The organism is Isoptericola sp. F-RaC21, from assembly GCF_038593535.1.
Taxonomy (GTDB): Bacteria; Actinomycetota; Actinomycetes; order Actinomycetales; family Cellulomonadaceae; genus Isoptericola.
Window position 1 is genome coordinate 646,854 of sequence record NZ_JBCFYX010000003.1, and the last position, 16,558, is coordinate 663,411.

At 76.9% G+C, this 16,558-nt stretch carries 14 protein-coding genes; 9 read left to right on the forward strand and 5 right to left on the reverse strand.

The window, feature by feature from the left end; genetic code table 11:
• Window positions 1-34: 34 nt before the first annotated feature.
• Complete coding sequence (gene rfbB / locus AAG589_RS13510) at window positions 35-1,030, reverse strand: dTDP-glucose 4,6-dehydratase (protein WP_430567757.1); 996 nt, start codon at window positions 1,028-1,030, stop codon at window positions 35-37.
• Window positions 1,031-1,155: 125 nt separating this feature from the next.
• Here rfbB and AAG589_RS13515 point away from each other — a divergent pair, with 125 nt between their 5' ends.
• From AAG589_RS13515 to AAG589_RS13530, 4 genes are read left to right on the forward strand one after another with little or no spacing between them, the layout of a single operon-like run.
• Window positions 1,156-2,847 carry a DUF2142 domain-containing protein gene (locus AAG589_RS13515; RefSeq protein ID WP_430567758.1) on the forward strand — a complete coding sequence of 564 codons (1,692 nt, stop codon included), beginning with the start codon at window positions 1,156-1,158 and terminating at the stop codon, window positions 2,845-2,847.
• Window positions 2,844-3,914, forward strand: a complete 1,071-nt coding sequence (locus AAG589_RS13520) for a glycosyltransferase family 2 protein (RefSeq protein ID WP_430567759.1) — start codon at window positions 2,844-2,846, stop codon at window positions 3,912-3,914. The genes AAG589_RS13515 and AAG589_RS13520 overlap by 4 nt, the downstream gene beginning before the upstream one ends.
• Window positions 3,911-5,068 (forward strand): glycosyltransferase, encoded by a 1,158-nt coding sequence (locus tag AAG589_RS13525; protein WP_430567760.1) that lies wholly within the window; start codon window positions 3,911-3,913, stop codon window positions 5,066-5,068. The genes AAG589_RS13520 and AAG589_RS13525 overlap by 4 nt, the downstream gene beginning before the upstream one ends.
• The gene (locus AAG589_RS13530) at window positions 5,065-6,054 is read left to right on the forward strand and encodes a lysylphosphatidylglycerol synthase domain-containing protein (protein ID WP_430567761.1); all 990 of its coding nucleotides are present in this window, start codon (window positions 5,065-5,067) and stop codon (window positions 6,052-6,054) included. Before AAG589_RS13525 ends, AAG589_RS13530 begins: the two co-directional genes overlap by 4 nt.
• 47 nt (window positions 6,055-6,101) lie before the next feature.
• Here the strand turns inward: AAG589_RS13530 and AAG589_RS13535 are convergent, their stop codons facing one another.
• A complete protein-coding gene (locus AAG589_RS13535; protein WP_430567762.1) occupies window positions 6,102-6,728 on the reverse strand; it encodes a dTDP-4-dehydrorhamnose 3,5-epimerase family protein in 627 nt (208 codons plus the stop codon).
• 138 nt (window positions 6,729-6,866) lie between these two features.
• Between AAG589_RS13535 and rfbD the strand changes: the two genes are divergently transcribed.
• Both rfbD and AAG589_RS13545 read left to right on the forward strand, forming a co-directional pair.
• Complete coding sequence (rfbD, locus tag AAG589_RS13540) at window positions 6,867-7,712, forward strand: dTDP-4-dehydrorhamnose reductase (protein WP_430568036.1); 846 nt, start codon at window positions 6,867-6,869, stop codon at window positions 7,710-7,712.
• Between the two features lie 4 nt (window positions 7,713-7,716).
• Window positions 7,717-8,478, forward strand: coding sequence for a class I SAM-dependent methyltransferase (locus tag AAG589_RS13545; protein ID WP_430567763.1), 762 nt, complete (start codon window positions 7,717-7,719; stop codon window positions 8,476-8,478).
• A 65-nt stretch (window positions 8,479-8,543) separates the two neighbouring features.
• On the opposite strand, the gene rfbA is transcribed toward AAG589_RS13545, so the two are convergent.
• Window positions 8,544-9,407: a glucose-1-phosphate thymidylyltransferase RfbA gene (gene rfbA, locus AAG589_RS13550; RefSeq protein ID WP_430567764.1), complete on the reverse strand. Its 864-nt coding sequence runs from the start codon at window positions 9,405-9,407 to the stop codon at window positions 8,544-8,546.
• An 80-nt stretch (window positions 9,408-9,487) separates the two neighbouring features.
• Window positions 9,488-10,264 carry a TIGR03089 family protein gene (locus AAG589_RS13555; protein ID WP_430567765.1) on the reverse strand — a complete coding sequence of 259 codons (777 nt, stop codon included), beginning with the start codon at window positions 10,262-10,264 and terminating at the stop codon, window positions 9,488-9,490.
• A gap of 162 nt (window positions 10,265-10,426) precedes the next feature.
• Here AAG589_RS13555 and AAG589_RS13560 point away from each other — a divergent pair, with 162 nt between their 5' ends.
• The 3 genes from AAG589_RS13560 to AAG589_RS13570 all read left to right on the forward strand — a co-directional run bounded on the left by AAG589_RS13560 (window position 10,427) and on the right by AAG589_RS13570 (window position 16,051).
• On the forward strand, window positions 10,427-10,762 hold the full coding sequence (locus AAG589_RS13560) for a WhiB family transcriptional regulator (protein WP_429733639.1): 336 nt from the start codon (window positions 10,427-10,429) through the stop codon (window positions 10,760-10,762).
• Between the two features lie 91 nt (window positions 10,763-10,853).
• Entirely contained in the window at window positions 10,854-14,252 is a 3,399-nt protein-coding gene (locus AAG589_RS13565; protein ID WP_430567766.1) for a glycosyltransferase, read from the forward strand.
• Window positions 14,249-16,051 (forward strand): DUF5719 family protein, encoded by a 1,803-nt coding sequence (locus AAG589_RS13570; RefSeq protein WP_430567767.1) that lies wholly within the window; start codon window positions 14,249-14,251, stop codon window positions 16,049-16,051. The genes AAG589_RS13565 and AAG589_RS13570 overlap by 4 nt, the downstream gene beginning before the upstream one ends.
• A gap of 6 nt (window positions 16,052-16,057) precedes the next feature.
• Here the strand turns inward: AAG589_RS13570 and AAG589_RS13575 are convergent, their stop codons facing one another.
• Complete coding sequence (locus AAG589_RS13575; protein ID WP_430567768.1) at window positions 16,058-16,519, reverse strand: metallopeptidase family protein; 462 nt, start codon at window positions 16,517-16,519, stop codon at window positions 16,058-16,060.
• Between the last annotated feature and the right edge of the window lie 39 nt (window positions 16,520-16,558).

Consider the following 16,558-nt stretch of genomic DNA (forward strand, 5'->3'; position numbering starts at 1 on the left):
CCGCGGCCTGTCGGCGGCCGGACCGTGCGGCGGATCACTGGCCGCCCCTGGCGTACCTCGCCTCGACGGCGGCCTTGGCGGGTCGCCACCAGTCCTCGTTCGCCCGGTACCAGTCGACCGTCGCGGCCAGCCCGGACCGGAAGTCGGTGAACCGCGGCGCCCAGCCGAGCTCGGTACGCAGCTTCGTGGCGTCGATCGCGTACCGCAGGTCGTGACCGGCCCGGTCCGCGACGTGGTCGAAGTCGTCCGCGTCGCGCCCGAACAGCTCGTTCAGGGTCCGCACCACCTCGAGGTTGGACGTCTCGCCGTCCGCGCCGATCAGGTACGTCTCCCCGACCCGGCCCGCCTCGATGATCGCCCACACCGCCGTGTTGTGGTCGGCCACGTGGATCCAGTCGCGCACGTTCGCCCCCGCCCCGTACACCCGCGGCCGCACCCCGTCGATCAGGTTCGTGACCTGCCGAGGGATGAACTTCTCCACGTGCTGGTACGGGCCGTAGTTGTTCGAGCAGTTCGAGATCGTGGCCTCGATCCCGAACGACCGCACCCAGGCGCGCACCAGCAGGTCCGAGGCGGCCTTCGTCGACGAGTACGGGCTGGACGGGTTGTACGGCGTGGCCGGCGTGAACCTCTCACCGCCCTCCAGCGGCAGGTCGCCGTACACCTCGTCGGTGGAGACGTGGTGGTACCGCACCCCGTGGCGGCGCACCGCCTCCAGCAGCGTGAACGTGCCCACCACGTTCGTCTGCACGAACGGCGACGGGTCCGTCAACGAGTTGTCGTTGTGCGACTCCGCGGCGAAGTGCACCACCACGTCCGCATCCGCGACGAGCCCGTCGACCAGGTCCGCGTCCGTGACCGACCCCTGCACGAAGCTCACCCGGTCCGCGACCGGCGCCAGCGACGACCGGTCCCCGGCATACGTCAACGCGTCCAGCACCGTCACCCGGGCATCCGGACGCTCCGCCACCGTCTGCTGGACGAAGTTCGCCCCGATGAACCCCGCACCACCCGTCACGAGAACGCGCATGCCCGGCACCCTACCGGCGGGCGTCGGCGGCCCGGCGGGGGACGGCAGGTGAAGATCGGGCGAAACCCTCGTCCGGGCCCCGGCGCCGCGGGGCCCGTGGACGGGCGCTGGGGGACACTGTGGTCGTGACGGACACGACGCCGCACGCGCGCCCGGTTCCCGCGGCGGCCGGCACCACCCTCCCTCGCACGGCCACCGCGCGCCCCTCGGCGGGCCGCCGCTACCGGCGCGCCGTCGCGGTGCTCACGCTCGTCGTCGCGGCGTGGACGGTGGTGTGGGCCGTCGTCACGCCGATGTTCCGCTCCCCGGACGAGCAGAACCACGTCAACAGCGTGCTGCGGATCGCGTACGGCGGCGGCTGGCCGCCCCCGGGAGACGCGTACTTCGCGCCGGTGATCGCCGACGCGGTGGACGAGGCCGCCTACCCGGCCGACCTGCCCGGCCGGTGGCGGCACCGCGAGGACGCGCGGCAGTTCGTTGACGTCGTCCCCGTGCCGCGCGAGGACCGCACCCTGGTCGACGCCGGCAACGCCGTCGGGGACGCGTCGTCGGGCACCGAGGTGGACCAGATGACGCAGCACCCGCCCCTCTACTACGCGCTCGGCGCGGGCGTGCTGCACGCGACCGGCCTGACCGACGCGCGCTGGGACCAGGTCACGCTCGCGCTGCGGCTGCTGGACGCGCTGCTCCTCGCGCTCGTCGTGCCGCTCGCCGCCGAGTCGGCGCGCCGCGCCACCGGGTCGCCGTCGGCGGGCCTCGTGGCCGGGGCGTTCCCCCTCCTCCTGCCGCAGCTCGGGCACGTCATGGGCGCCGTGAACAACGACGCCCTCGTCGTCCTCGCGTGCGCCGCCGCCACCTACCTCGCGGTGCGGGTGGTCACGGGCGACCTGCGGTGGCGGGTGGCCGTGGCGATCGGCGTCGTGCTCGGCCTGGGGATGCTCACCAAGGTCATGCTCGCGTTCGCCGTGCCCACGGTCGTCGCGGCGTACGCGCTGGCGCGGGGCCGCCGCTGGCCGGGCCGGCTCGGCCGCCTCGCCGCCGCCGGCGGCATGACCCTCGTCGTCGGCGGGTGGTGGTGGGTGCGCAACGTCGTGACGCTCGGCGCCGTGCAGCCCGTCGGCCGGCCCCGCGAGCTGACCATCCTCGCGACCGTGCCCGACGCCGACGTGCCGTCGATCATCGCGGGCCGCCTGGCGCAGTCCTTCTTCGGCAACCTGTCGTGGCTCGAGGTGCACCTCGCCGGCGCGTGGGTGGTGTGGGGCACGGTGGCCCTGGCGGCCGCGGGCCTCGTGGCCCTCGTGCTGCCGGGGGCGCGCCGGACCGCCGTCGTCGTGCTGCTCCTGCCCGCCGCCCTCGCGCTGGGGGTCGCGTACAACGCGTGGGACTTCCACGCCGAGACCGGCCGGCTCGTCGCGATCCAGGGCCGGTACGTGTTCGGCGGCGTCGCGGCGCTCGCGACGGCCGTGGCGATCGCCGGCTGGCAGCTCGCTCGTCGGTCCGACCGGCGCCTCGCGCGGGGCGTGCCCGTCGTCGTGACGCTCGCCCTCGCGGCCGCCGTCGGCGGCCTGTGGTGGGCGTTCGGCGCGTTCTACCGGGGCCCCGGGGAGACGTCCGGCGACGCCGTGGAGCGGTGGCTGGCCTGGAGCCCGCTGCCCGAGCCCGCGCTGCTCGGCGTGCTCGCGGTCGCGGCCGCGGTGCTGCTGACCGGCCTGGTCGTCGGGCTCGCCTGGCCCCGTAGACTCGCGGCGTCGTCGATCGACCCGGCCCCCGGCACCCCGTCGCCGGCGGTCCCCGGCGCCCCGAAGGATGCGCGATGAAGCTCTTCGTCCAGATCCCGTGCCTCGACGAGGCCGGGACGCTCCCGCTCGTGCTCGCGACGATCCCGCGCGAGATCGAGGGGTTCGACAGCGTCGAGGTCCTCGTGATCGACGACGGGTCGACGGACGGCACCGCGGAGGTCGCCCGCCGCCTGGGCGTGCGGCACGTGGTGCGGCACCGCAGCACGATGGGCCTGGCCCGGTCGTTCCGGGACGGCGTCGACTACGCGCTCGCCCACGGGGCCGACGTCGTCGTCAACACCGACGGCGACAACCAGTACCCCTCGGAGCGCATCGGCGACCTCGTCGCGCCGATCCTCGCGGGGGAGGCGGACATCGTCGTCGCCGACCGGCAGACCGCGACGATCGAGCACTTCTCCCCGTTCAAGAAGCGGATGCAGCGGTTCGGCAGCCGCGTCGTGAGCGCCGCGGCGGGGACGTCGCTGCCCGACGCGGCGAGCGGGTTCCGCGCGTACTCGCGGGCGGCGCTGCTGCGGCTGAACGTCGTGACCCAGTTCAGCTACACGATGGAGACGATCATCCAGGCGGGGAACAAGCGCCTGCGCATCGCGAGCCTGCCGATCACCACCAACGCGAAGACGCGCGAGTCCCGGCTGTTCACCAACATCTGGCAGCACATGGGCCGGTCGGGCCGGGCCATCGTGCGCTCGTGGATCATGTTCCGCCCGCACCTGGTGTTCCTCACGCTCGGCGCCGTGTTCTTCGTCGCGGCGGCCGTGCCCGCGGTGCGCTTCCTCGTCTTCCTCGCGCAGGGCGACGCCGGCGGCCACGTGCAGTCCCTGGTCTTCGCGGGCGCGATGCTCGTCGGCGCCCTGCTGTGCCTGGCGCTGCTCGTCATCGCCGACCTGCAGCGCACCAACCGCACGCTGGTGGAGGAGACCCTCGAACGGGTCAAGGAGCTCCAGTACGGCGCGCCGCGCGCCCACGGCGGCCGCGACGGCTCCCCGGCCGCCGCCGCCAACCTGGCTGCCCCCGGCCTGACCGCCCCCGACCTCGCCGTCCCCAGCGCGGCCGCCGCCCCCGACGACGAGGACGCGCACGCGTGATCCTCGCGTTCGGCACGTATGACGCCGCCCGGCACCCGCGCGTGGGCGTGCTCGTGGCCGGCCTGCGCGCCCACGGGTACACGGTGCACGAGCTGGACCGGCCGCTCGGCCTGAGCACCGCCGCCCGCGTGCGGATGCTGCGGCAGCCGTGGCGCCTGCCCGGCCTGCTGGTGCGCCTGCTGCGCTGCTGGGCGCTGCTCGTGGGCGACGTGCTCCGGCACCGGCGGGCGCACGGCCGTCCCGACGCGGTGCTCGTCGGCTACCTCGGCCACTTCGACGTCGTGCTGGCCCGCCTCCTGTTCGGCCGCACGCCCGTGCTGCTGGACCACCTCGTCTTCGCCGGCGACACGGCCGCCGACCGGGGCGCGCGCGGCGCGCGGGTGACCCTGCTGCGCGGCCTGGACCGTGTCGCCACGTCGTGCGCCGACGTCGTGCTGCTGGACACCCCCGAGCACCTGCGGATGCTCGGGCAGCTCGTGCCCGCGCGTGCCGCCCGCGGGCTCGTCGTGCCCGTCGGGGCACCGGAGCCCTGGTTCGAGGCGGCGCCGGCTCCCGCCGGTCCGTCCGCGCCGGACGACGACGGCCGCCCCCTGCGCGCGGTCTTCTTCGGGCTGTTCACCCCGCTCCAGGGCACGGACGTGCTGGCGGACGCGCTCGCCGTCGCGCTGCCGCGGGCGGCCGACGACGCGGCGCACGGCGGGCGGGGCCTCGAGGTCACCCTCGTCGGTTCGGGGCAGGACCTGCCCGCCGTCCGCGACCGGCTGCGGGGCGCGCCCGGCGTCACCTGGCACGACTGGGTGGCCCCGGCCGACCTGCCCGCCCTCGTCGCCGCCCACGACGTCTGCCTCGGGATCTTCTCCGCCACCCCGAAGGGCCTGCGCGTCGTGCCGAACAAGGTCTTCCAGGGCCTCGCCGCCGGCGGCGTGGTCGTCACCTCGGACACGGAGCCGCAGCGGCGCCTGCTGGGCGGCCACCTGGAGCTCGTCCCGCCCGCCGACCCGGCAGCGCTGGCCGACCGGCTGCTCGCCCTGCGCGACCCCGCCGCCCTCGCCGCCGCCCGCGCCCGCGCGGCGACCGGTCGCGACCTCGCGCGGCCCGCCGCCGTCGTCGCCCCGCTGGTCCGGCTGCTCGCCGCGCGCGGGGTCCGACCATGACGGGCGAGCCGACGGGGGAGGCCGCGGGAAAGGCGACGGACGAGGCCGGCGCGTCGCCCGGGCGGCTCACGCGGGCGCTCGGGGTGCTGCGCTCCCCGTGGGTGCGCTGGGGCTTCCTCGTGGTCGCCCTCGGCCTCGCCGTGTACGCCGTCGTGGCGGCGGGAGACGACCTCGCCCGGGCCGCCGCCGCGCTCTCGTGGCAGCGCCTCGCCGTCGCGCTGGTGCTCTCCCTCGCGTTCGTGCTGTGCACCTTCGCGTCGTGGCGGGTCGTGCTCGCCGACCTCGGCGCCCCGACCTCCCTGCGGGTCGCGCTGCGGGTGTTCGGCCTGAGCCAGCTCGGCAAGTACGTGCCGGGCGGGGTGTGGAACGTCGTCGCGGCGGCCGAGCTCGGCGTCGACCACGGCATCGCGCGCCGCACCTCCGTGACGACGACGGCGGTCGCGACGCTGGTCGGCGTCGTCTCCGGGGCGGTCGTCGGGCTGGTCGCGCTGCCCTTCGTCGCGACCGGATCGCTGGGGGCCGCCGGGCCGGTCCTGTGGGCGCTGCCCGCCGTCGCGGTCGTGCTGCTGCCGCCCGTGCTGAACCGGCTGGTCGCATGGGCGCTGCGGGTCGCGCGCCGCCCCCCGCTCGACCGCCCGCTGGGGTGGCGCGGCCTCGGTGCCGCCACGCTCTGGTCCGTGGCCGGATGGCTGCTCGCCGGCGGGCAGGTGTGGGTGCTCGCCGTCGGCCTGGGCATGTCCGCCGACGCCCGCGGCGTGGCCCTCGCCGTCGGCGGCTACGCGCTGGCCTGGGTGGTGGGCTTCCTCGTCGTCGTCGTGCCCGCCGGCGCCGGGGCGCGCGAGCTGGTGCTGCTCGCGGTGCTGGCCGGGGCGCTGCCGCACGCCGCCGTGCTCCTGCTGGTGCTCGTCAGCCGGGTGCTCGTGACCCTCGCCGACCTCGCCCTCGCGGGACTGGGCGCCCTGGCCCGGCCGCGCGCCGCTGGTTGAGCTTGTCGAAACCCCGTGTCCTCGCAGGTCGCAGGGTTTCGACAAGCTCAACCAGCGAAGCCGGCGAGGGTGCGCAGGTACGCCTCGACCGCGTCGTGGGTGGGCAGGAGGCCCTGGGCCTTGGCTTCGGCGAGGGTGGGGGCGGCGGTGTCCTTGGCGGACAGCTGTGGCACCAGGGGTGAGCCGTCGCGGGCGGTGGTGGGCCACTGGATGCCGGTGTCGGGGTCGAGGGGGTGGATGCCGTGCTCTGCGCCGGGGTTGTAGCCGGTGGAGCACAGGTAGAGCACGGTGGAGTCGTCCTCCAGGGACATGAATGCGTGGCCCAGGCCTTCGCCGAGGTAGATGGCGCGGCGGTCGACGTCGTCGAGCAGCACGGAGTCCCACTGTCCGAAGGTGGGCGAGCCGGTGCGGAGGTCGACGACGACGTCGAGGACGGCGCCGGTGGCGCAGGTGACGTACTTGGCCTGGCCGGGTGGGACGTCGGCGAAGTGGATGCCGCGCAGGACGCCGGCGGCCGACACCGACGCGTTGGCCTGCTGCAGGTCGAGCGGGTGGCCGACGGCGTCGGCGAAGGGGCCGGCCTTGAACCACTCGAGGAAGACGCCGCGGGGGTCGCCGTGCTGCTGCGGAGTGATCTCGTAGGCGCCGGGCACGGCCAGCTCGCGGATCTGCACGGGTGCTCCTCGGGTCGGGGACAGGTGGGTCCTGGGGCGGTCGGGTTCCGACGGGGCGGCCGCCGTCGGCCGCCCGTGCCTAGGATCCCAGACGTGAGCATCGCTGCTGCCGCCTCCGTCCCGTCGTCCGCCGCCGCCCTGCGCTGGGTGGTGACCGGCGCGGGCGGGATGCTCGGCCACGACCTGCTCGCCGCGCTGCGCGCCGCGGGCGCGGACGTCGTCCCGCTCCGGCGCGCCGACCTCGACGTCACCGACCCGGACGCCGCGACGGCCGCCGTGGCCGGCGCCGACGTCGTGGTGAACTGCGCGGCGTGGACGGCGGTGGACGACGCGGAGGCGCACGAGGCGCGGGCGTTCGACGTCAACGCGACGGGGGCGGCGCACCTGGCGCGGGCGGCGAGCGCGGCGGGGGCGCGGCTGGTGCAGGTGTCCACGGACTACGTGTTCGACGGCTCGGCGACCGAGCCGTACGCGGAGGACGCGCCGCTGGCGCCGGTGTCTGCGTACGGGCGCACCAAGGCGGCGGGGGAGTGGGCCGTGCGGGCCCAGGCGCCGGACCATCTGATCGTGCGCACGGCGTGGCTGTACGGGGCGCACGGGGACTGCTTCCCGAGGACGATGGCGCGCCTCGGAGCCGAGAAGGAGCGGCTCGCGGTGGTGGACGACCAGATCGGTCAGCCGACGTGGACGCGGGACCTGGCCGACCTGGTCGTGCGTCTCGTGGAGGCGGGGGTCCCGGCGGGCACCTATCACGGCACGGCGTCGGGGCGGACGTCGTGGTTCGGGTTCACCCGCCGCATCCTCGCGTCCGCGGGGCTGACGACGCCGCTGGAGCCCACGACGTCCGACGCGTTCGTGCGCCCCGCCCCGCGTCCGGCGTTCTCCGTGCTCGGTCACGACGCCCTGCGCGCGGTCGGGGTCGCCCCGATCGGCGACTGGGCCGCGCGGTGGGACGCCGCCGCGGCCGAGGTGCTGGCAGGCTGACCCCGTGCCGAAGACCGCCACCACCCCGCCCCCGCTCACCCTCTACGGCAGCCTGCGGTGGGACGTCGTGGAACCGCTGCTGCCCGGCGCCGCCGGCCGCGTGCTCGAGGTCGGCTGCGGCCAGGGCGCCGTGGGCGTCCGGCTCGCGGCCCGCGCGGCCGCGTACACGGGCGTCGAGCTCGACGCCGACAGCGCCCGCACCGCCGAGCAGCGCCTCGTCGACGCGGGAGTGCCGGGCACCGTCGTGCACGGCCCGCTCGACTCCCTGCCCGCCGCGGAGCGCTTCGACCTCGTCTGCGCGTTCGAGGTGATCGAGCACATCGACGACGACGCCGCCGCGCTGCGCGAGTGGGCCGCCCGGCTGCGCCCCGGGGGCACGCTCCTGCTGTCCACGCCGGCCTGGCAGCGGCGGTACGGCCCCATGGACGAGGCCGTGGGCCACTTCCGGCGCTACGACCCCCGCGCCCTGCGCGACCTGCTCGCCGCGGCGGGCCTCACCGACGTGGGGCTGCGCCTGTACGGCGTGCCGCTCGGCTACGCGCTCGAGGCCGCGCGCAACCAGATCGCCCGCCGTCGGCCCGGCCTGCGCGAGGAGGGCAGCACCGCCGACCGCACCGCCCGCAGCGGACGCCTGTTCCAGCCGACGACGGCGGTGCAGGGCTCGCTCGTGGGCGCCGCGACGTGGCCGTTCCGCGTCGCGCAGCGGGCGTTCCCCCGCACGGGCACCGGGCTCGTCGCCTGGGGGCGCGCCGCCCACGCTGGTTGAGCTTGTCGAAACCCTGGCCGCATCGAGCCGACAGGGGTTTCGACAGGCTCAACCAGCGGAGATGCTCAGGAGTCAAGGAGACCCAGCAGGTAGGCGCCGTAGCCCGACTTCACGAGCTTCTCCGCGCGGACCCGCAGGTCGTCGTCGGTCAGGAAGCCGCGGCGCCACGCGACCTCCTCCGGGGAGCCGATCTTGAGCCCCTGCCGGCGCTCGATCGTCCGGACGTAGTCGGAGGCCTCCAGCAGCGAGTCGAACGTGCCGGTGTCGAGCCAGGCGGTGCCGCGCGGCAGGACCTCGACCTGCAGGGTGCCGCGCCGCAGGTACTCCCGGTTGACGTCCGTGATCTCGTACTCGCCCCGGGCGGAGGGCTCCAGCGACCGGGCGATCTCCACCACGTCGTTGTCGTAGAAGTACAGGCCGGGCACGGCGTACGACGACCGGGGGCGGGCGGGCTTCTCCTCGAGCGAGAGCGCCCGCCCGGCGTCGTCGAACTCGACGACGCCGTAGGCCGTCGGGTCGGCCACCCGGTAGGCGAAGACGGCGCCGCCGACCAGGTCGTGGAAGCGCGTGAGCTGCCGGCCGAGGCCGGGGCCGTAGAAGATGTTGTCGCCGAGCACGAGGGCGACCTCGTCGGCTCCCACGAACTCCGCGCCCAGCACGAAGGCCTGCGCCAGGCCGTCCGGCCGCTCCTGCACGGTGTACTCGATCGACACGCCGAACTGGGCGCCGTCGCCGAGGAGGCGGCGGAACTGGTCGGCGTCGTGCGGGGTGGTGATGACCAGGATGTCCCGGATGCCCGCGAGGATCAGCGTGGACAGCGGGTAGTAGATCATCGGCTTGTCGTAGACGGGCACGAGCTGCTTGCTCACGCCGATCGTGATCGGGTGCAGCCGGGTGCCGCTACCGCCGGCGAGGATGATGCCGCGCATGGCTGTTCATTGTGGCCCAGTCGCGTCCTGCGGGCAGGGTGAACTCCGTGCGTGCCCCGGGCCGCCGGGTCTCGACGGGCTCAGCCGGCGGTGATCCGCTCCGACGCGCGGAGGCGGTCGAGGCGCGCCGGGTCGGCGGCGAGCTGTGCCGCGGTGGCGGCGGACGCGAGCACCACGGAGCCGTCGGCGGCCCAGGCGGCGAGGAGGTCGCGCAGCAGCCCGGCGAGGGGCCGTGCGCCGTCGACGAGCACGCGCGCACCGGGCTCGCCGGTGGCGGGCACGAGGTCGGCGAAGGCCACGGGGGCGGCGCCCGGCCCGGCGGCCGGGGCGTCGAGCGCGACGGCGGCGGGGTCGGTCTCGGGGACCCAGCCGATGACGTCGCCGTAGGTCATCACGGCGCCCGCGGCGTCGATCGCGCCGGGCGGCAGGTCGCCGTCGAACGACCGCGCGAGGGCGGGCAGCGCGACGGCCACCAGGTCGGCGGCGCCCGGCCCGGCCAGCACCGGGCCCCAGGCCGCGGGCCGGGAGGTGACGACGACGTCGCCGCCCGCCGTCGGGTCGTCGCCCGTGAGCGTGACCGTGGCGCCGCAGCGCCACGCGGCCAGCGCCCACAGGACGCCGCGCCAGTGGGCGGGCAGGTCGAGCGTCACGACCGTCCCCGGCGCGGCGTCGAACTCCTCCACGAGGAGGTTCACGGTCTTGCTCACCCAGTTCTGCAGGACGGCGCCCGACAGCTCGACGTGTTCGCCGTCGTCGCCGTACCAGGTGAGGCGGGGGCGGCCCGGGTCCGACACGACGAGATCCATCACCTGCGAGATCGTCGTGGGGGTGCGGCCGGCGGCGGGGAGGGGATTCACGCAGGTCAGCCTACGAGGGGCCGACCTAGCACAGGACACCGCGCTTGTGAATGGGCAGTGGAGATCGCAATCACTAGCACATTTCGACTTGACGCCTCCGAAGGACACGCGTGTAATTCCAGGTATGCAGTTTCCCTAGAGAACGGCATGGAGGGGCACGCCATGTGGAACTTGCTCGATGGGGACCGGGGGGTCTTCCCGTCAGACGTCGGCCGTGAGCCCGAGCGCGTGGCGCCGGTGCTTCCGCTGTTCGGCGACGCTACGACCGACGACGAGACTCTCCTGGGGTGGCAGGAACGAGCCCTGTGCGCCCAGACGGACCCGGAGGCCTTCTTCCCGGAGAAGGGCGGGTCCACGCGCGAGGCCAAGAAGGTCTGCACGTCCTGTGAGGTCCGGGCCGAGTGCCTGGACTATGCGCTCGCGAACGACGAGCGTTTCGGTATCTGGGGCGGGCTCTCCGAGCGGGAGCGCCGCAAGCTGAAGCGCCGCGCCGTCTGATTCGTCTTCCGACGAGGGGATATCCGGCCCGACACGCTCGGGCCGGATATCCCACGACCGGATCGGGGCCCGTCGCATCATGGCGGGCAGGATGACTGCTCCGCACCCGATCCCAGCCCGCCCCGGCGGGGAGGTCGCCCCCACGGGCGCGACCGTCGCCGTCGCGCCCGCCGGGGATCGTTCGCTCGACGGCACCGGGGCCGTCCCGCTGGTCGTCACGGTCACGGCCGTGGTCGTCACCCGGGGCCGCACCCGGTTCCTCGACGCCACGCTCGACGCGCTCGCGCGCCAGGACCGCGCCGCCGACGAGGTCGTGGTGGTCGACGTCGGTGCGGCCGAGTCGACCGCGCACCCCGACCTGCGTCTCGGCGGCGCCCGTTTCGTCGCGGCGTCCGGCGTCCGCAGCCTCGGGGAGGCGGTGGACCGCGCCCAGGAGGTGGTGGGCGTCCCGGAGACCGGGTGGCTCTGGATCCTGCACGACGACTCCGCGCCCGAGCCCGACGCCCTGTCCCGCCTCCTGCGCGCCGTCGAGCACTCGAGCGCGGTGGCCGTCGCCGGCTGCAAGCAGCGCCGCTGGCCGGTGGCCGCGGACGGCACCCCCGCCGCGGACGCGAGCATGCTGGTCGGGGTCGGCAGCACCGTGTCGCCGCTCGGGCGCCGGATGACCGGCATCGACGACACCGAGATCGACCAGGGCCAGCACGACGCGCGCGAGGACGTCCTCGCGGTGGGCCTGGCGGGTGCGCTGGTGCGGGCGCACGTCTGGGCCGAGCTGGGCGGCACCGACCCTGAGCTCGGCCCGTTCGGCGACGGCCTCGACCTGTGCCGCCGCGCCCGGCTCGCGGGGCACCGCGTCGTGGTGGTGCCCGACGCCGTCGTGAAGCACGCGCAGGCGTCGCTGCTCGGCCTGCGCGGGCGCGAGAACCCGACGCCCGACCTCGAGGCGTCGCGCTACGCCCGGCGGCGCAGCCAGCTCTACCTGCGGCTGGTCGAGGCGCCGCTGCCGCTGCTGCCGTTCGTGTGGCTCGCGACCCTCCTGTGGGCCCCGTTCGCCGCCATGTACCGGCTGGCGCTCAAGCGGCCGGCCCACGCCCGGGACGAGCTGGTCGCGGCCGTGGTCACCGCCCTGCGGCTGGTGCCGCTGTACCGGGCCCGCCGGCGCGCCGCCCGCAGCCGGCGTCTGCCGCGCCGCGTGCTCGCGCCGCTGCGCGGCACCTGGCGGCAGGTGGCCGGCGAGCGCCGCGACGCGCGCCTGGCCCGCGCCGAGGCGCAGCGTGCCCGGTGGGCGCCGAGCGAGCTCGAGAGGGCGGACCTGCGCCGGCTCGGCCACACCCGGCGCACGGTGCTGGCCGTCGTGATGGTCGCGGTGGTGGCGCTCGACGTCGCGCTGTTCGGCCCGTGGCAGGGCGTGCTGGCCGACGGCGGCCGGGTCGTGGGCGGCGGGCTGCTGCCGGCGCCCGGCACCGTGGGCGACGTGTGGGAGGCGGCGACGTCGGGCTGGGTGCGCGACGGCCTCGGGGTGCGCGCGCCCGCCGACCCGCTGCTGCTGCCGCTCAGCGCGTTCGCCGTGCTGGCCGGTGGCGGGCTGCAGACGGCGGTGAACGCGCTGGTCCTCGTGGCGCTGCCGCTGGCCGCCCTGGGCGGCTGGTTCGCCGCCGGCGCGCTGACCCGGTCGGTCGTGGTGCGCGCGGTGGCCGCGCTCGCCTGGGCGGCGGCGCCCGGCTTCCTCGCGTCGCTCGGCTCGGGTCGGCTCGGGGCGGTCGTCGTGCACCTCACGCTGCCGTGGCTGCTCGTCGCCGTGCTGCGCACCGTGGGCGCGCACGCGCGGGACCGCGCGCTCGCGCCGGGCCGCCGGCGGGGCTCCCTGGGCGCCGCCGGCGCCGCCGGGCTGCTGCTCGCCGTCGCGGTCTGCGCGGCGCCGGTGCTGCTCCCGGTCGCCGTGGTCGTCGTCGGGGTCGGCGCGCTGCTGGTGCGTCGCGCGTGGCGGTCGCTGCTGCTGATCCTGCTGCCGGCGGTGGTGGTGCCGCTGCCGTTCTGGGGCGAGGTGCTGGGCTCCTGGTCGGACGGCGGGTGGCGGCTGCTCGTGGCCGAGCCCGGCGCCCCGCTGGTCGCGTCCGGCGCGCCCACGGCGGTGGAGCTGCTCCTCGGTCTGCCGGGGGACACGGCATGGTTCGAGCCCTGGCTCGGTGCGGACGGCGTGCTCGGCCGCGCGGCGGTGGTGGGCCCGGCGCTGCTGGGCGGGGCCGTCCTGGTGCTGGCCGCCGTCGCGCTGGTGCGGCCGCGCGCCGTGCGCGGGGTGCGGCTGGCCTGGCTCGCCGGCGCGGCGGGGCTGACGACGGCGGTGCTGGCCGTCGCGACGGCCGTGGCGAGCGGGGCCTCCGACGACGGCACGGCCGCGAGCGTGACCGGCTGGCCCGGCGTCGGGCTCTCGGTGCTGCTGCTCGCGCTGGGCTCGGCCGCGATCTGCGCCCTGCCGTCGACGGGGCGGGTGCCGACGGCGGCGCCGGTCGTCAGGGCGGCCGGGCCGGACCGCGCCCCGCGGCGCGGCGCGACCGTGATCAGGGCGGGCGTGGTCGCGGTCGGCGTCGTCGCGCTCGCGCTGCCGGCGGCGCAGGTCGCGTCGTGGGCGCTCGGCTCCACCGGCGGCGGCGCCGTGGGGGACCTGCGCGCGGCCGAGACGTCCGTGGTGCCCGCCGTCGGCACCCAGATGCAGGCGCCGCCGCGCTCGGCGCGCGTGCTGCAGATCGACCGGGTGCAGCCCGGCGGCGAGGAGGGTGCGTCGGGCGGCGGGGTGGTCGACTACGCGCTGCTGCACGCGGACGGCACCCGGCTCGAGGACTCCTCCACCGTGGTGCGGGCGCGGGCCGCGGGCCTGGTCGGCGGCGCCGAGCGCGCCGACACCGCGCTGCTCGACCAGGTCGTGGCCGAGGTGGCGACGGGACGCTCCACGGACGTCGTGGACCGGCTCGCGGCGCTCGGCATCGGCGCCGTGCAGGTCCCCGCCGGCGGCGACGCGGAGCTCGCGACCACGCTCGACCTCGTCCCCGGGCTCGCCCGCGTGACCGAGGAGGGCGCGCTGGTCTGGCGCGTCACGACCGACGGCCCCGCGCCGGGCTGGGCGACCGTGCTCCAGGGCGACGGCGCCGGCGAGGACGGCACGCCCACCCCGTTCTTCGCGCCGCAGGACGCCGTGCGGACGGTGCCGTCCGACGGCACGGGCGCCGGCGGTCGGCTGGCCGAGGGCGGGGAGGGCCGCACGCTGCGGCTCGCGGAGACGGCGGACACCGGCTGGCACGCCACGCTCGACGGGCGCCGGCTCCCCGCCGTGGACGCGGGCGGCACGCAGGCGTTCGCGGTCGGGGCCGAGCCGGGGCACGTGCGGGTGTCGTTCGAGGCGCCGCACCGCACCGCGTGGCTCGCCGCGGCGGGCCTGGTGCTGCTGGTGCACGCGCTCCTGGCGCTGCCGGTCGGACGGCGGAGGGGACGATGACGGGACGCACGGAGCGGTCGAAGGACCAGACGGAGCGGGCGAAGGAGCCGAAGGGCCGAAAGCACCGGAAGGACCAGGCCACGCCACCGACCACGCCACCGACCACGCCACCGACCACGCCACCGACCACGGAGCAGACCACCGCGCCGACCGGCGCGGCGGCGGCCGGCGCGCGCCGGACCCGGGTCCGGCGCGGCGTGCGGGCGACGGCGGCGGCGGTCACGGGGGTGGCCGCGGTCGGCGCGCTGGCCGCCGTGGCCGTGCTCGGCGACCAGTGGGCGCAGTCGTGGACCGGTGCGGAGCAGCAGGCCGCGGCGGCCGGGACGCGCACCGTCGGCGTGCAGCCGGCGGAGGCGACGCTCGTCTGCCCCACGCCGGTCGCGCTGCCGGAGGGGGCCGACGTCGGCGACCAGCAGTTCGACGCCACCCCCGTGCCCACGACCAGCGGGCTCGGCGCCCTCGTGCTGGGCGGCGCCGAGGACGGCGCGCGCACGAGCGCCCTCGGGGGCGAGGACCCGCTGGACCTCACCGCGGGCGACGCCGCGGCCGCCTGGCAGGGCGCCGTGAGCACCACCCGCGTGCTGCAGGCGACGCCCGTGGCCGACGAGCCGTTCCGCGCGGCCGGGGCGATGGGCTCCGTGACGACCCAGGGCGACCTGCGCGGGCTCGGGGTGGGCGCCTGCACCGCCCCGTCCACGTCGCAGTGGCTCGTGGGCGGCAGCACCGAGGTGGGCTCCACCGCGACGCTCACGGTGCAGAACCCGTCCGAGCAGCCGGCCACGGTGGCCCTCGACGTGTACGGCCCGGGCGGGCCCGTGGCCCTCGGCGGCCAGGGGACGTTCACCGTCGCCCCGCACGAGCAGGTCACCACGCGGCTCGAGTCGGTCGCGCCCGAGCAGGACCGCCTCGCGGTGAACGTGCGCGCCGCCGGGGCGCGGGTCGACGCGAGCCTGCAGACCCAGGCCATCGACGGCCTGCTGCCGGCCGGGGTGGACCTGCTGACGTCCGGGGCGTCCCCCCGCAAGGCGCTCGCCGTGGGCGGCGTGCTGAGCCGGGGCGAGGCCGTCGACGACCCGCACGCCCCGCGGCTGCGGCTCCTCGCGCCGGGCGAGCAGGGCGGGACGGCGCACGTCACGGTGTACGGGCCGTCGGGGCCGGTCGTGCTGCGGGGCGCCGACGAGGTGGAGCTGGAGCCCGGCGTCGTGACCGACGTCCCGCTCGGCGGGCTGCCCGAGGGCGCCTACACGGTGGTCGTCGACGCCGACGTGGCGGTGGTCGGCGCCGCGCGGACGGACCAGCCGGGTCAGCAGCCCGAGGACTCGGTCGTCGACGGCACCCCGTACGACGTGGCGTGGTCGGCGGCGCAGCCGGTCGCCCGGGCGGACGGCGCGGGCCCCGCCGGCCAGCTCGGCGTCCCCGGGGGCGTGCGGACGGGCATCACGCTCGCGGCCGTGCCCGCGGACCGCGACCCCGACACGGACCCCGAGGGCTCCCTGCCCGTGACCGTGCGCCTCTACGACGCGTCGGGCGCGGAGATCGGCAGCGAGGACGTCGAGCTCACGGCGGGCGCGACGTCGTCGTTCTCGCTCGCCTCCGTCGCGGCCGAGGGCACCGAGCCCGTCGGGGTGAGCGTGGACCGCGCGGACGGCGGCGACGCCGGGCTGGGCCTCGCGTGGGCCGTGGTGATGCGCGCCGACGACGGCACCGCCGCCACCGGGACGCTCCTGGCCTCGGTCGCGCCCACCGCGCCCGTCACCACCCCCGGCGCCGTCGAGGTGCGCGACGTCGACGCCGGCTGACGCCGATCAGGAGTCGTAGCCCGGGTCGATCTCCTCCGGGGTGCGGGCCAGCAGGTGGGCCACCTGCTCGACGACCACGTCGCGCACCAGGTCGGCCTGGTCGGTATCGTCGGCGGCCCGGAACTCGACCGGGCGGCGGTACACGACGACGCGCGCCGGCCGGCCGGACTCGGCGGGGAAGCACCGGCCCAGCGGGACGCCGTCGGACTCCCACGGCGCGGGCTCGGACGGCGGCACGTCCTCGACGGCGAACTCCGTGCCGGCGAGCTGCGGGCCCCAGCGGCGCTGCAGCAGCTCCACGACGTCGAGCACGAGGTCGTCGAACTGCTCGGCGCGGGTGCGGTACGCCGGCAGCCCCGGCGGCAGGAGCGGGCCGCGCACCCCGCGCCCGCGGCGGTCGCGGCGCCGCACCGGCCCGTCGGAGAAGCCGGGCGTCCGGTCGGGCGTGAGGCTGGGGTCGGGGTGCACCCGTCGAGCCTAACCAGCGCGCCCCGGTGATCGGGCTCG

Excerpts from the sequence above, each read along its gene's own strand:
- rfbB (WP_430567757.1), bottom strand. The coding sequence starts at position 1,030 with ATGCGCGTTCTCGTGACGGGTGGTGCGGGGTTCATCGGGGCGAACTTC.
- AAG589_RS13520 (WP_430567759.1), top strand. The coding sequence starts at position 2,844 with ATGAAGCTCTTCGTCCAGATCCCGTGCCTCGACGAGGCCGGGACGCTC.
- AAG589_RS13530 (WP_430567761.1), top strand. The coding sequence starts at position 5,065 with ATGACGGGCGAGCCGACGGGGGAGGCCGCGGGAAAGGCGACGGACGAG.
- rfbA (WP_430567764.1), bottom strand. The coding sequence starts at position 9,407 with ATGCGCGGCATCATCCTCGCCGGCGGTAGCGGCACCCGGCTGCACCCG.
- AAG589_RS13560 (WP_429733639.1), top strand. The coding sequence starts at position 10,427 with ATGTGGAACTTGCTCGATGGGGACCGGGGGGTCTTCCCGTCAGACGTC.
- AAG589_RS13565 (WP_430567766.1), top strand. The coding sequence starts at position 10,854 with ATGACTGCTCCGCACCCGATCCCAGCCCGCCCCGGCGGGGAGGTCGCC.
- AAG589_RS13570 (WP_430567767.1), top strand. The coding sequence starts at position 14,249 with ATGACGGGACGCACGGAGCGGTCGAAGGACCAGACGGAGCGGGCGAAG.